The sequence below is a fragment of the Alicyclobacillus hesperidum subsp. aegles genome (assembly GCF_027923525.1).
Taxonomy (GTDB): domain Bacteria; phylum Bacillota; class Bacilli; order Alicyclobacillales; family Alicyclobacillaceae; genus Alicyclobacillus; species Alicyclobacillus aegles.
Genome location: NZ_BSBJ01000005.1, coordinates 170,174 through 184,310, shown reverse-complemented (window position 1 = coordinate 184,310; position 14,137 = coordinate 170,174). Strand labels below are relative to the sequence as shown.

Genomic DNA, 14,137 nt, shown 5'->3' with positions numbered 1-14,137 from the left:
TCAGTTGCGAAGCGGCTTTCCTTTGGCGAGCATGTATTGCATGCGTTCCTGTGTTTTCGGCTCACCACACAAACTGACAAACGCCTCGCGCTCAAGGTCAAGCAGATACGACTCGCTGACCAGCGAGCCGGCAGGAACGTCCCCGCCCGCCAAAACATGTGCCAGTTTGTTCACAATGAGCAAATCGTGATCGGAAATGTAACCGCTTTGCCACATGCCGCGTGCCGCCATCTGCAAGACCGCCTTGCCGTCGGCGCCAGCCACGCGAATGCGCGCGTCGCGCACAGGTGGCGTGTAACCGAGTTCCGCCATGCGTAGCACTTCTGCTTTGGCCGCGGCAATTTGTAGATCGCCGTTTACGATCACGCGGTCCGTCTCGGACAACCACCCCATCGCCAAGGCGTCATCGCCGCTGGTCGAAACTTTAGCCGTACCGATGGTCTGGAACATCCGCGCAAGATGTGGCACCAGATCCTCATCAGCAGAGACCGACTCTGCCACGCGACGAGCTGTCTCTTTGCAGCCACCCCCTGCAGGAATCAGTCCCACACCGACTTCGACCAGACCGAAGTACGTTTCAGCAGACGGCAACACGCGGGACGAAGCCAGACATACTTCCACACCGCCACCGAGGGTCATCCTGTGCGGCGCTGCAACCACTGGCACCGCCGAATAGCGAAGCGTCGTCATGGCCTTATGGAACATGCGCACAGACAAGTCGATCTCGTCCCAGTCGCCTTCCTGCGCGGCCATCAGCATCAACATGAGATTGGCGCCAACACAGAAGTTACGGCCCTGATTGGCAATCACCAGACCTTGGAACTCGCGCTCGACAATGCTTACGCTTTGTTCGATCATCGCGAGAATGTCCGGGCCAATTGCGTTATTCTGCGAGTGGAACTCGAGACACGCCACGCCATCGCCGAGGTCGACGAGGCTCGCGCCAGCATTCTGTTTCACGACCCGGCCGGCCTGTTTGAGAGACGCGAGATCGATGACACCGGCAGGCACCTGTACAGGAGTAGCCATGCCGCCCACAGGCATATAGACAGCGCCTTCACGCTCCTCATAAAACGCCTTATGTTCTGCGGCGATCCAGGCTTCCACCCACGCGGGCAAGGTCAGGCCTTCTTCTTGCATCCGCTTGGCAGCGGGAACAAGACCGATGGCATCCCACAACTCGAATGGGCCGAGGTCCCAGTTGAAGCCCCATCGCATTGCGGCGTCCACGTCTTGCGGCGAATTTGCGATCTCACCCATCTTCTCGGCGGAATAAACCAACACCCGCTTAACGATGTCCCACGCCAGTTGCGCGTACTTGTCTTTGCCCGCGAGCAAAGCCTGCACCTTCGCCTTTCCGCCTTTGGCAGCCTTGGCCGCCTCAAGCGACGCAGACTTCACTTTGACTTGTTCGCGATACTCCATGGTCGCCAGATCGAGAGATAGAATGCGAGTCGTCCCGCCATCTTTCACCTTTTTGTAGAAACCTTGCCCCGACTTCTCGCCAAGCCACCCGCGTTCGACCATTGATCGAATTGCGTCCGGTACGATGAACGCCTGTTGCTCGACGGGATCCGATACGTGGGCGTGGACGTTGTATGCGACGTGTACAAAGGTATCGATCCCAACCAAGTCGAGTGTGCGGAACGTCGCACTGCGCGGACGCCCCAGCGCCGGTCCCGTCACAGCATCCACTTCCTCGATCGAAAAGCCGCCCTTTTGCATTTCTTCAAATGTCACGAGCAGTCCATACGTACCAATTCGATTGGCAATAAAGTTCGGCGTGTCTTTCGCGATCACGACGCCTTTACCAAGCCTGCGGGTTGCAAAATCGGCCATAAAGTCGACGAGTTCTGGATCTGTGTCGGTGCCGGGAATGACCTCGAGCAGCTTCATGTAGCGCGGCGGATTAAAGAAATGCGTTCCCAGGAAGTTACGTCGGAACGCGTCACTGCGCCCTGCAACCATCTTGTTGATCGAAATCCCTGACGTATTGGAGCTGACAATCGTGCCAGGTCGCCAATATTTCTCAATGCGCTCAAGTAACTGTCGCTTTGGCTCCAGGCTTTCGACAATCACCTCAATAACCCAGTCGACCTCGGAAATTTTTGCGAGATCGTCCTCCAAGTTGCCTGGTTGAATACGTTGTGCGAACTCGGGGCGATACAGCGGCGCCGGGCTCGCTTTGTGCAATCTGGCGATTGCCTGTGTCGCCAAACGGTTGCGCACGGCCGGATGGTCGAGCGTCAAGCCGCGTCGCTCCTCTTCCGCGGTGAGCGAAGTCGGAACCAAATCTAGCAACAAGCAGGGAATTCCGACGTTGGCCAAGTGCGCCGCGATAGCGGCACCCATGACGCCTGAGCCAATGACGGCAGCTTTGCGAATGTGTCTCATCGAGCTCCTACCTCCTCGTCTTCCTTGTTCTGCCGGACATCCTCAGCAAATACGGATGACGCCAGAAGTTCTGCGACGTCGCGCGCCTTTACGGTGTCATCCGTTTCGGTGAGCTTCGTCCCGTCTTCCATCATCGTGAGACAATACGGGCAAGCGCTTCCGATTACGGTTGGATTGACTGCCAGGGCCTGTTGCGTGCGAGCTAAATTGATACGCTTGCCCCTGGTCTCCTCCATCCACATGCGGCCGCCTCCAGCGCCGCAGCACATGGCGTTTTCTCGGTTGCGTTCCATTTCCACCAGTTCGACGCCAGGAATAGCTTCTAAAATCTCCCGTGGAGCGTCGAACACGCCATTGTAGCGTCCCAGGTAGCACGCGTCGTGGTAGACCACACGTTCGTGTAAGCGATGGGTTGGACGCAACTTGCCTTGCTTGACTAATTCAGCAAGCAACTGCGTGTGATGGTAAACTTCAACTCCCTCCATCCCAAATTCGGGATACTCATTTTTCAACGTATTAAATGTGTGTGGGCATGCGGTGACAATTTTGCGCACGCCATATTGTTGAAACGTCGCGATGTTTTCCATGGCAAGCTGCTGAAACAGCATTTCATTGCCAAGGCGTCGCGGCGTATCACCCGAACCGTTTTCTTCGTCACCCAAGATGGCGAAGTTGACGCCAGCCTCGTGCAACAACCGCACAAACGCATGTGTGACCTTGCGCACTCGGCGATCGTAAGAACCCATGGAACCGACGAACAGCAGGTATTCAAAATCAGGATTTTCATGAACCGTCGGCACAGGAACATCGAGCCCATGGGTCCAGTTACTGCGTTCATTGCGGCTGAGACCCCAGGGATTTCCTTGCCGCTCGATGTTTTGCATAGCGCGTTTCGCCTCGTTCGGCATGCTTCCTTCCATCAAAACGAGGTAACGGCGAAGGTCGATAATCTTATCGACGTGCTCGTTGTCGACGGGACACTGATCTTCGCAATTGCGACATGTCGTGCAGGCCCAAATCTCATCTTCGGTAATGACATCCCCAATGAGGTTGAGTGTGGAAACGTCTGCCTCCTGCAATGCCCATGACTCTTTTTGCCAGTGCAGCGTGGGCTCGATGTCGACCAAAGCATCGCTTGGAAAGTCAATGTCTTCGCCACCCGCGGCCATCTTGTGCGCAGCGCCATCGTGTTGTGGCAACAGATAAGCTGGCTCAAACGCCTTGGTATGGGTTACCGCGGCACCCTTTTCCAGAAGGTGATCGCGCATCTTGACAATCAAATGCATAGGCGACAGCGGTTTACCCGTGTTCGACGCCGGGCAGACATTGGTGCAACGTCCGCACTCGACACAGGCGAAAAAGTCGAGCATCTGCTTGCGGTTGAAATCTTCAATTTGACCAACGCCAAACGACTCCGCATTTTCGTCTTCGAGATCGAGCGAACGCAGCCGCCCTGGTGCATGTTTGCGCCGAAGAAAGACGTTAATCGGCGCAACCATAAGATGAAAATGTTTGGACTGCGGAACATAAATGAGGAATGTCAAAAGAATACATAAATGCAACCACCAAAACACATAGAAGCAGACCTCGGCCGCCGTCGTGCCGATACCAGACAGCGCGCTCGCCAACAGCGAAGAGATGGGGCCATACCACGAAGCGGCTTCGTGATGCCACACGCGCTCAAACGATAGGTCCAGCAGTACACAGACCATCAAGCCTGTGATCAGGAGCAGGACAATACTTGGCTTAAAGCCCCGCTTTAGACGCTTTAGGCGTTCTCCATAGCGGCGATAGGCCGCATAGGCGGTTGCCAAGAGGATGAGAATCGCCACACATTCTTGGCAGAACGAGAAGGATTCGTATGCGGGATACGGAATGTGTTTTCCTCCTGTGAGTCCCTTCGCAATGAGATCAAGTGCGCCAAATTGCAGAATGATGAAGCCGTAAAACATGACAAAGTGCATCGCGCCACTTTTTGCATCCTTAAACAACTTCTTTTGGCCAAATACCTGTGCGACAAAGCCACCTATACCGGAATGCGCATCGACGGCTACTGGTTTGCCAAGCAGCAAGTATTGATAGCGTCGGTAGACAACGATGCCAAACAAATACAGTGCGTAGGCCACCACCAACGCGAAAGCAATATCATTGACAGCTGTCATCCTGTCCATCACATCCTTCCTCGAAAAAGCCTGTACATTCATGCCATAAAGGACTTGTCCGCAACCGCTTTCAGCACAGATGATGAAGCCCCTGTTGCGCAATTGACATTCGCGTCCACGGCATTTACTATGAGGATACAAAAATGAATGAGCATTCATTCATTCTTTGACAAAGATATTAGCACCGAGGTGAATGCATGACAAGTGGATTGGCAGAGAAAAAACGCGAAAAATACGATGCCATCCTCAGTGCGGCCTTGAAAATCTTTGCCGAATACGGTTATTTTGGCTCTCAGGTTTCCAAAATCGCACGCGAGGCGGGCGTGGCTGACGGCACTATCTATTTGTACTTCAAGAGCAAAGAAGACATTCTGGTGTCGCTGTTTCGTGAAAAGCTGGGCAACCTGGTTCGCATGTTTCACGAACACATCCACGAAGACGATCGCGCAGACGACGCCATCCGTAAAATTTGCGAACTACACTTCACAGAACTTGAAAAGAATGTTGATCTCGCGAAGGTAACTCAGCTGGAACTGCGTCAGAGCTCGTTGGATTTGCATCGAGAAATTAGCAACGCACTCAAGCCATATATTCAATTGATTGAAGATGTCTTGGTGCGCGGGATCGATCAAGGTGTCTTTCGGCCCGACTTGGACGTGAAGCTGACGCGCCTGTTATTGTTCGGCGCCATGGATGAAGTTGTGTCGTCGTGGCTGATTTCCGGCCGGCGCTACTCGTTGTCCGACCAGGTCGAAAAGACGGTCGATTTCTTCTTGCGCGGATTGCGCGCATAGCACCTATTGCGAAAGGGGATTGCAATATGAACGTCATCGTATTGATGAAACAGACGTTTGACACAGAAGAGCGGATCCGCCTGGTCGATGGCCAGATCGCCGAAGACGGCGTCAAGTGGATCATCAACCCTTATGACGAATACGCGGTCGAAGAGGCTGTCCGCTTAAAGGAGCAGCAGGGTGCATCCGTAACCGTCGTCAGCGTGGGCAACGAAGATGTCGCGCAGGCGTTGCGCACGGCTCTCGCGATGGGCGCCGACGAAGCAGTGCTGATTGACGGGAAAGATTTACACGATGAGCGCGCGATCGCGAAGGCACTCAGCGCGTACCTGGCCAAGACGCCATTCGATGTGTTGTTGGCAGGTAACTTCTCCATCGATAACGGTGCCGGTCAAGTCGCCATCCGCGTCGCTCACCAACTCGGGCTGCCACATGTCGCCGCCATCACGAAGCTCGCGATTGACGGGGGCAAGGCGACGTGCGTACGGGAGGTGGACGGCGACGTGCAAACGGTGGAGGTTCAATTGCCTGCTCTCTTCACGGCACAACAGGGACTTAACGAGCCACGTTACCCATCTCTACCGGGCATCATGAAGGCTAAAAAGAAACCGCTCACAAATGTTACCTTAGGCGATCTTGGTCTGTCTGCAGACGACGTCGCACCACGTGTCGCGCGCATCGATCTCTCCCTCCCGCCAAAACGTCAGGCAGGACAACGACTGAGTGGAGATGTGGAGGCACAAGCCGAGCAACTCGCCGACATCATTTTGCAAGCCACCGGCCAGGCCGGCGCTCGCTGAATATTGACAGGAGGAGAAGAGCTATGGGAAAAACAGTGCTTGTCATCGCAGAGCAAAAAGATCAAAAGCTGCGCCAGGTGTCGCTTGAAGCCTTAGCGGCAGCAAGGCAACTAGCCGGCGACGGCGGCAACATCGTCTCCGTGCTCGTTGGCGACAACGTCGATGCTGCGGCGCAACAACTCGCCGACCATGAACAATCGCAAGTCGTGTGTGTTGCCGCAGATATACTTGTCTCGTACGAGGCTGAACATTATTTCGCGGCAGTGCAACCGGTCATCGACGAAGTTAAGCCGGATATCGTCATTCTTCCGCACACGGCAAGCGGCCGCGACCTTGCACCGAAGATCGCATGCCATCTTGATGCTGGCCAGATTTCCGACGTCGTCGCGATTGAAGCGGTTGGCGAAGACGTCACATTCAAGCGTCCAATATACGCTGGCAAGGCATTTGAAACAAAGCGCTTCCTAACTGGTCCATGGGTGGTGACGATCCGTCCGAACAACCTCCAAGCCGATGCAACGAACGGTGCAGCCGCCCCTATCGTCAAACGAACCTATACCGAGCCGACGCCCATGCGCAGCCAGGTCGTCGACGTTCAGCGCAAGAGCAGTGACACGCGCGACCTCACGGAAGCAAAAGTGGTCGTCTCCGGCGGCCGCGGCGTGCGTAGCGCGGACGGCTTTGCGCCGCTTGCCGAACTGACTGAAGTGCTCGACGGTGCCCTCGGAGCTTCGCGCGCTGCCTGCGATGCAGGCTACTGCGACTACAGCTTGCAAATCGGCCAGACCGGCAAAGTGGTCACGCCGGACGTCTATATCGCGTGCGGCATTAGCGGTGCCATCCAGCACCTCGCCGGCATGAGCCAGTCCAAACTGATTATTGCAATTAACAAGGATGGCGAAGCGCCGATCTTCGACATCGCAGACTACGGTGTAGTTGGCGACTTGTTCGAGATCGTCCCCAAACTAACAGAAAAGCTGCGAGAAAAGATCGCCGCGGTTCGCTCGTAAGCGCTGCCTTCGGATTCGTCGCTGTGCCGCAACTCTTGCGGCACAGCCGACGTCAAACCTTCGCCATCGTGTGGCCGACTTGCCGTGCCAAGACACTTGGGTGGTTAACCCATGCGCGAGAACAGCCCCGTCTTGACGTCATCATCGTGAATCAAGGCGTCGATCACGTCGGTGTCGAAGTTGATATTGACGTTGCACGCTTCCTCGTTATGATCACCGTACACGTCACCAGTGGCCTTATTCGTTTTCTGATGTTGGTCCCATCCCGTAATGCGGCTGTCGCCGACAAAGACCCCTGCATTTTGCTGCATGCTACTGATGTTCATTCCCTGAAACGCGACGTGCGTTTCCACGGGCGCGGCATGGTGCTCAGCTAACACATGCACATCGCGATCATCAATCGGCGTATCAATAGCGTCCGCGTCATGGAGTAAAGTCCTGTTGTATGCCACCACGCTATGTGAGCCAAGATCGCCAAAGCCTGTGTTCGATTTGCTATGTGCACTAAGCCCGTAGACGATGTTCTGCCCACCGACGTTCACAGCCGATGAGCTTTGTACGGAATCGATCTGCAGTTGTAATGGCAGCCAAGTCGATATACCCTTCGCCATCATAACTGTACGCTCCAACTGGGTTTTAGATCCTGATCCATGATCACGCCGTCAATCAACTCCAAGCCGTCGAAATTGAAGTTTAACCCTGCGATCAGCGCATTCCCAGCACCAAAGACGGCACCGTGGCCGCTGTTGGACTTCGCGTGTGCATCCCAGCCGGTGATATTGGTTTCGCCGATGAAGACGCCCGCGTTCTGCTGTGGCGTATTCGTATAAATGGCGCCGAATGAAATCAGTGTCGGCACGTGCCTCGACCCCTTCCCCTTATTCGTCGCCCGAAAAGTCGATCGCGATCGCGTCACCTGGCTGTTCGCGCGCCTGGTCTTTTTGCAAGTAGACGACTAAAAGCCCACTTCGGTACATCGCCTTCGTCGAATCCGGTAGTACGCGCTCGGGCAACTCGATCTCGCGGTCAAACGCGCCATGGAAGATTTCGGACATCATCTTCTGTTCGTGTGTGCCGGAAAAGTAATTCGGCACCGTGCCCCGTACGCGCAAAAATCGCGATCGAACGCTGAGTGCGACGTCGGAAGCAGACTTTAACCCGGGCAGCGCAATTGCGGCAATGAGTTCCGTGCTGCGATTGTATAAATCGATGGCAGGAAACTCGGATGCAGTTCGCTCCTCCTGAAAAAAAGGCATGCTCTGCATGTTCGGTAATGGGAGGTTTTTGAAAAAGTCCTGCCCTAAAAACTTTCGCATGTCTCCTAAGTCGCCGAGTTGATTGATAAAATCAAAAGGATTGTTAGACTTGTTCAAGCTAGACGCCTCCGAATCACAGCTATGACCGCAGGCAGCAGCCTAACGGCCGGACAGCCAACTGGATAGCCAGGATGGCCGCACATGTTCGGGTAATACTGCGAGGTCCAGCCCATCCGGGTCATTTTGGAGCGTTCGATTTCCGTGAATTGCAGATTTTTCGCCGTACACGTTGCCAAAGCCTTGATTATGTTTCGAATGGTTCTGGAAACCCGATGCCCAGGTGTTGCCCATGTTGAGACAGGATGCACCTGAAATCTGATGAATCTGAATGCTGCCGATGATGAAAGTCGGTGACAGCGCGTTGCTCACGCGTTCCCCTCCCTGTCAAAAATGCGTGATTTACGTATCGCTTGCCTGTGCGTTCGTGTCTGTGAACGATACGCGATATCCCGTCCCCGTTTGCGCGATCCCGCTTGGAGAGGAAGGTTGCGCCTCAATTCCCTTCGCACCTGGATTCTCAATACCGAAGTTATTTCCGAAATTGAGCGTCCCACTCAGTTCATCAATGTCGAAATGGTCCACGCGAAATAGCAATTCTCGAAGCGCAACCTGGTCGACATGCAGATGCTGAACCGTCACCTGTACTGTATGTTTCGACTGTTCGTCCAAGGCATCGCGCACGGCTTGCACGAGTTCTTCCAGACGAGCCACCATCTCGCGTTCGCGTCTATGCCTGCGAAAACCCAGCATCGCACTTCCTCCTACGGGCGCTCGGCCTCGTTTCATGTATATGTACGAGCCGCACTTTTACGCCTCAGCGTGGCGTGTGGCGGTTCTGCACGCTCGAGCAGGCGCATACAATCGGCGAGAAGACGGGGGTGGGAGTATGCCCACATGGATTCTCGTAGACCGCATCGATCACAATTCCGCACAACAAAATGCAGGATTATTTGTCGGCATCACAGCACACGGAGGATTCGACGCCAATATGAAAATCGACCGCGGCCGCGCGAGTGTTTATGGATTTTGGAACATATGCCCCAATTGGTACGCAGCAAACCTGAGTGGATGGACGTGGCTCGACGGAGCCATTGACGATCGCGATAGGAAACCAACACTGTCTGTAAAAAGAGGCGACTGACATGCCAACGTGGATCATCGGAAAACACATTGTGAGCAACGTACCTCAACAGAACGCTGGCGTCTGGGTGGGAGCGCATACGTTTGGCGGCTTTGATGCAAGTGCGAAGACAAACCAGGGGCAGGCTGCTATTTTTGGGTCTGCAAACTGGCTCCCCACGCAGCGAAGCATCAATGTCGACCAGGCTAGTGTGTATAACGGTGTCATGTATGACACAGATGTCAAAGACACGTTTCGCTTCGGATGATAACGCGTCGTCAGTGACCTTGAATTTCGATGAAACGACCTAACGGTGGTACACTGATGGGGACAATCGAAGTGGAGGTATCTTTGCATGTACGAACATATGGTACTCTTCCGATTTGCGTCCGAACCTTCAAAAGACCAACTCAATACCTTATACGCCATGGCTCGTCAATTCCCCGAGCATATCCCAGGTATCGTGGATGTCGCCATTGGCCGCGATACGACTGGGCGCAATCAAGGTTTCCAAGTCGGATTAACGGTGCGTTTTGTCGACCGCGCAGCCCTCGATGCCTATGGACCTCACCCTAAGCACCAGGAATTGGTTCAGTATAGCCTGGAGATGGGGAGAACGGACATTATCGTCGTCGACTTCCCAATCGAAAGCTGAAACAAAGATCAGACGTACAAGGCGGCTGGACATCTAACGATGCACCGCCGCCTCCTTGCGTGCGCGTTTGTTCGCATAGAGCCGCTCGTCGGCTTTCGCATAGCACGCCTCAAACGTCGTGCCATCTACCCCCCATTCCGCACCGCCTACAGAGACCGCATAAAGCCCGTTGGCACGATTGCCAACGACGTTCTGAATCTGCACCATGAAATCGTGCCAATGCACCTTCGACTGGCAAAGAATGATAAACTCATCGCCCCCCAGGCGGCCGATGAGACCACCAGCGTCCACGCACGTCGAAATGGCACGCACAATGTTGCGAAGCACGCGATCACCGGTTGGGTGTCCGTACGTATCGTTGATCTCTTTGAAATTGTCGACATCGACCAACCCGAGGATCAGATGTTCTTTATCATGCAACCGCGAACGATGATGATTGACCAAGCGTGGGACTCGGCTTTCAATACCGCGGCGATTCCAAGCACCCGTAAGCAAATCGCGTTGGCTGGCATGTTCAGCGATCCGCAAGGCCATGATCATATCCAGTGCCAGCGATACCTGTGCAGCACAGGCGTCAACGAGCGCATTGCTCATCTCGGCCGTTATCCGCGTCGCGGCTCGTGTGCGGGCAACAAGGATAGCACCACGCACTTCTTCGCGTGAATAAATGGGCCATACGCCAAATTCCAACAACCCGTAGCCACGGACGAGCTCGGCAAGTGATGGATTGGGTATGTCTTCTGCCAACAACCAACGATCCGTAGGAACGTCAAGCGTGAGGCTCGTTTCGAAGAGGGAACGAAGTCCACTGACAAACTGGCCATCATCTGCGAATGCACCCCAGGGCGCAAAAGCAGCCGGAGGCTGCGGAACGAAGTCTGTTTCAATACCACGCTTTCTGTAAATAAAACAGCCGGTGTCGATTTGCCCAAATTCTCGTAAAGCCTCGCCAGCGAGTTCCAGCAGTTCGATTCCGCGCTGGGCTCTGCCCCATTCCCTCGTATGAGCATAAAGCCTGCGCAGCAAGTTGGCTTCCATGTCTCCATCTCCCGCGATGACCAACGTCCGGCCAATGGTTGGTTCCATGTCATCGACGGACGTCAGATACCTGCACCGAATCTTAGATCACATAAGTTCAATACTGAAATTCGACGTGCGAAATTCCGTTCCTGCTCGCCGCCTCACAACTGAAAACACGTTTCATCCATTTAAGATAATACTTGTTTCCAGATTGCAGACGTATGCTCACCAAAAAGGCTGAAGGTCTGTCCACCTTGACGGTACACGAGCGTGGGATATCCCAGTGGGGCGTACTTATCTCCGGCATTTGGTGCGAGCATGTAGTATGTAGGAAAGTTAGCTAGGTGTAGCTGTGCTCGTTCGGCGCGATCAATACGAACCGCGTCAGCCAGTGTTGCGCCACTCGGATATCCGACGGCGACCAAGGTTGGAATTTGTTTAAGTTGCGATTGCAACTTGGTCAACAGTTGAAGTGTGCGCTGGCAATGGGGGCACCAATAGGCGACAAACAGAAGTGGGCCGTGGGCAACGTCAAGATGCGCCGACTTGCCATTGGCTTGCAGCACAAGGACATCCTTATACAGGGAGCCTTCGACTGGCTGCGGGTCTAACTTGGCGTCAGGAGCAATGATGTTGTCGCTTGTCCTATTTTGGAAAACAAGCGGATGAACCTGATTCCGCACCACCTTGGCGCCGCCAGACTGGTTTGCGGCGCCGGCGGTCCCGCAGCCCGAGACCGTGCCAAGCGCCAAAGCGGCACACAAGATGGTTATTACACCGAACCTTCGCATAATCCGACCTCATTTCAGAACGAAAGTCTGCTGCCTCCTTTACCCTATCCGAATGCGAAGACAGGTGCAACGACGTGCGGTGTACAAACACGGTGTATAGGAGAAATAGATCGCGAACGGGTTCCATCCAGCTTTATCATTCGCGTCGCGCCGCCGACGCCACAGCGGTTGCCGTACGCTCGCGAATGTAGGCCGTAAGGCGCACCGTAATCTCAAACTTAAGAAACGGCGTCACCAAATAAATCCCCCGATAACAGGTAAGGGCGCGATCCACCAATGATTTTGCGATCTCCACCCCCACCTCTTGAGCTTCTTCAGGGGCCGTCTCCCGCATACGCGACAAAATTTCGGCAGGAATAGAGATACCAGGTACCTGATGGTGAATAAACTCGGCATTGCGGGCGCTGGTCAACGGCATGATACCAATCAGAATCGGGACGCCCAAATCTCTTGTCGCTTCGGCAATCTGCTCCATCAAGGCCGGATCGTACACCGGTTGTGTCATCACAAAGTCCGCCCCAGCTTCGACTTTGCGCCGCAAACGATCGACCGCCTTGGCGAAGTTGTGAACATGGGGGTTAAACGCAGTGCCGATCACGAACTGCGCCGGGCGCTGCAACGGTTTGCCGGAGAAGCCTACGCCATCGTTCAGCTTGCGCACCATTTTCGTCAAATCCATCGACGAGACGTCATAGACGCTGGTTGCGCCGGGCAAGTCGCCATAGCGTGACGGATCCCCTGTAATCAGTAAAATGTTGCGAACGCCGAGCACATGCAATCCCATGAGATGTGACTGCTGCCCAATGAGATTGCGATCGCGGCAGGTCACGTGTACAAGCGGTTCGATGCCGCGCTGTTTGAGCACACTCGCCAAGGCCATATTTGATATGCGCACAGAACCAAGCGAGTTGTCCGCCATCGTGATCATATCCGCACCAGCTTCGGACAGCGCCGTGGCACCGGCTAAAAACCGCGCGGCCGATAGATGCTTTGGCGGATCGAGCTCGACAATGACGGCGGTCCTCTCCTTTAGCGTGTCGACGATCGACGGTCCTAGCGGAGTTTCCGCACCCACACCCTCCATCTCGTCGCGCCGATTGTCCGCTACCACGTGTATGGACGATGGCTTTTGAGGCGGTTCCGCCCAAGTCTCTCGGCTATTCTGCGCTTGCAGTGCGAGGACCAGTTTATGGATGTGCTCGGGAGTCGTCCCGCAACAACCCCCAAGCCAGCGTACACCGAGCCGGGCAATGTCGGACATGACACGGGCAAAGTCGTCGACATCGCCCGTATAGGCCAAGCCTTCCGATTCGCTCCGGTGCAAAATCCCTCCGTTTGGCACCGCGGCATAAGGGCCATCGTCGAACACGATTTGCTCAAACGAGCGCAGAATGCCGTATGGGCCAAGCCGGCAGTTCAGGCCGACAACAGACGCCCCAGCTTCTCGCAATGTCGCAAAGGCCTTCGTCAACAATACCCCGTCGCGCGTAACACCGACTTCTTCTGGTGAGAGGTTGGCTACAATCGGCAATTGCGGCGCCATGACACGGACAACCCGAAGGGCCAACAGTAGTTCTTCAAGATCTGGGAACGTTTCAAGCACGATGCCGTCGACGCCCGCTTCGATCAAGGCCAAAGCCTGCTCCTCGTACACCTGGCTTAAGCGAGATCGCTCATCGGCCGTCAATAGTGCACCGTAACGGGTGCCGCCAGCTGCTGGACCCATTGTGCCATAGACGCTGGCGCGATCCGCCACAGCTGCGCGCGCCGTGAGGACGGCTTGCTCGTTGATGGCTACGGTTTGGGCGTCGAGCCCGTGGCGCGCGAGATCGAGGCGATTCGCGGCGAAGGTGTTCGTTTGCACGACCGTTGCACCGGCCTCGACATATGCACGATGAATTTGCTCGATGAGCCGTGGCTTCGACAAATTCAATTCTTCCGCGCAGACGCGGATCGGTACCCCACACTGGTGTAAATAGGTCGCCATCGCCCCATCGAAGATGACGTAACGGCCACCGGCGACCGCCAACTCGCGAGGAACTTTCGCCCATGTCTCCCAACCGCCTGATGGCATC

At 55.0% G+C, this 14,137-nt stretch carries 16 protein-coding genes; 6 read left to right on the top strand and 10 right to left on the bottom strand.

Translation table 11 applies throughout. The features are described 5' to 3' along the window. Both QMF38_RS03735 and QMF38_RS03730 read right to left on the bottom strand, forming a co-directional pair. A complete protein-coding gene (locus QMF38_RS03735) occupies positions 1 to 2,394 on the bottom strand; it encodes a 3-hydroxyacyl-CoA dehydrogenase/enoyl-CoA hydratase family protein (protein ID WP_281758712.1) in 2,394 nt (797 codons plus the stop codon). Next, a complete protein-coding gene (locus QMF38_RS03730; RefSeq protein WP_281758711.1) occupies positions 2,391 to 4,556 on the bottom strand; it encodes a (Fe-S)-binding protein in 2,166 nt (721 codons plus the stop codon). The genes QMF38_RS03735 and QMF38_RS03730 overlap by 4 nt, the downstream gene beginning before the upstream one ends. 197 nt (positions 4,557 to 4,753) lie before the next feature. On the opposite strand from QMF38_RS03730, the gene QMF38_RS03725 reads away from it, so the two are divergent. The 3 genes from QMF38_RS03725 to QMF38_RS03715 are packed head-to-tail and all read left to right on the top strand — an operon-like array spanning position 4,754 to position 7,160. Beyond that, entirely contained in the window at positions 4,754 to 5,350 is a 597-nt protein-coding gene (locus QMF38_RS03725) for a TetR/AcrR family transcriptional regulator (protein ID WP_058095659.1), read from the top strand. Between the two features lie 26 nt (positions 5,351 to 5,376). Beyond that, a complete protein-coding gene (locus tag QMF38_RS03720; RefSeq protein WP_281758710.1) occupies positions 5,377 to 6,150 on the top strand; it encodes an electron transfer flavoprotein subunit beta/FixA family protein in 774 nt (257 codons plus the stop codon). A gap of 23 nt (positions 6,151 to 6,173) precedes the next feature. Next, a complete protein-coding gene (locus QMF38_RS03715; protein WP_281758709.1) occupies positions 6,174 to 7,160 on the top strand; it encodes an electron transfer flavoprotein subunit alpha/FixB family protein in 987 nt (328 codons plus the stop codon). Between the two features lie 104 nt (positions 7,161 to 7,264). On the opposite strand, the gene QMF38_RS03710 is transcribed toward QMF38_RS03715, so the two are convergent. From QMF38_RS03710 to QMF38_RS03690, 5 genes are read right to left on the bottom strand one after another with little or no spacing between them, the layout of a single operon-like run. Then, positions 7,265 to 7,774: a hypothetical protein gene (locus QMF38_RS03710; RefSeq protein WP_058095662.1), complete on the bottom strand. Its 510-nt coding sequence runs from the start codon at positions 7,772 to 7,774 to the stop codon at positions 7,265 to 7,267. Continuing rightward, positions 7,771 to 8,019 (bottom strand): hypothetical protein, encoded by a 249-nt coding sequence (locus QMF38_RS03705; protein ID WP_006447633.1) that lies wholly within the window; start codon positions 8,017 to 8,019, stop codon positions 7,771 to 7,773. The genes QMF38_RS03710 and QMF38_RS03705 overlap by 4 nt, the downstream gene beginning before the upstream one ends. Positions 8,020 to 8,038: 19 nt before the next feature. Further along, the gene (locus QMF38_RS03700) at positions 8,039 to 8,533 is read right to left on the bottom strand and encodes an Hsp20/alpha crystallin family protein (RefSeq protein WP_006447634.1); all 495 of its coding nucleotides are present in this window, start codon (positions 8,531 to 8,533) and stop codon (positions 8,039 to 8,041) included. Between the two features lie 42 nt (positions 8,534 to 8,575). Then, entirely contained in the window at positions 8,576 to 8,845 is a 270-nt protein-coding gene (locus QMF38_RS03695) for a hypothetical protein (RefSeq protein ID WP_281758708.1), read from the bottom strand. A gap of 30 nt (positions 8,846 to 8,875) precedes the next feature. Continuing rightward, a complete protein-coding gene (locus QMF38_RS03690) occupies positions 8,876 to 9,226 on the bottom strand; it encodes a hypothetical protein (RefSeq protein ID WP_281758707.1) in 351 nt (116 codons plus the stop codon). A gap of 136 nt (positions 9,227 to 9,362) precedes the next feature. On the opposite strand from QMF38_RS03690, the gene QMF38_RS03685 reads away from it, so the two are divergent. From QMF38_RS03685 to QMF38_RS03675, 3 genes are all read left to right on the top strand, one after another. After that, entirely contained in the window at positions 9,363 to 9,617 is a 255-nt protein-coding gene (locus QMF38_RS03685) for a hypothetical protein (RefSeq protein ID WP_040290147.1), read from the top strand. Position 9,618: 1 nt separating this feature from the next. Continuing rightward, positions 9,619 to 9,864 (top strand): hypothetical protein, encoded by a 246-nt coding sequence (locus tag QMF38_RS03680; RefSeq protein ID WP_058095666.1) that lies wholly within the window; start codon positions 9,619 to 9,621, stop codon positions 9,862 to 9,864. 87 nt (positions 9,865 to 9,951) lie between these two features. Continuing rightward, entirely contained in the window at positions 9,952 to 10,251 is a 300-nt protein-coding gene (locus QMF38_RS03675) for a Dabb family protein (protein WP_281758706.1), read from the top strand. A gap of 33 nt (positions 10,252 to 10,284) precedes the next feature. On the opposite strand, the gene QMF38_RS03670 is transcribed toward QMF38_RS03675, so the two are convergent. From QMF38_RS03670 to QMF38_RS03660, 3 genes are all read right to left on the bottom strand, one after another. Then, positions 10,285 to 11,289 (bottom strand): GGDEF domain-containing protein, encoded by a 1,005-nt coding sequence (locus QMF38_RS03670; RefSeq protein WP_281758705.1) that lies wholly within the window; start codon positions 11,287 to 11,289, stop codon positions 10,285 to 10,287. A gap of 170 nt (positions 11,290 to 11,459) precedes the next feature. Further along, the gene (locus tag QMF38_RS03665) at positions 11,460 to 12,062 is read right to left on the bottom strand and encodes a thioredoxin domain-containing protein (RefSeq protein WP_281758704.1); all 603 of its coding nucleotides are present in this window, start codon (positions 12,060 to 12,062) and stop codon (positions 11,460 to 11,462) included. Positions 12,063 to 12,198: 136 nt separating this feature from the next. Further along, positions 12,199 to 14,136, bottom strand: a complete 1,938-nt coding sequence (locus QMF38_RS03660) for a bifunctional homocysteine S-methyltransferase/methylenetetrahydrofolate reductase (protein WP_281758703.1) — start codon at positions 14,134 to 14,136, stop codon at positions 12,199 to 12,201. Position 14,137 lies beyond the last annotated feature (1 nt).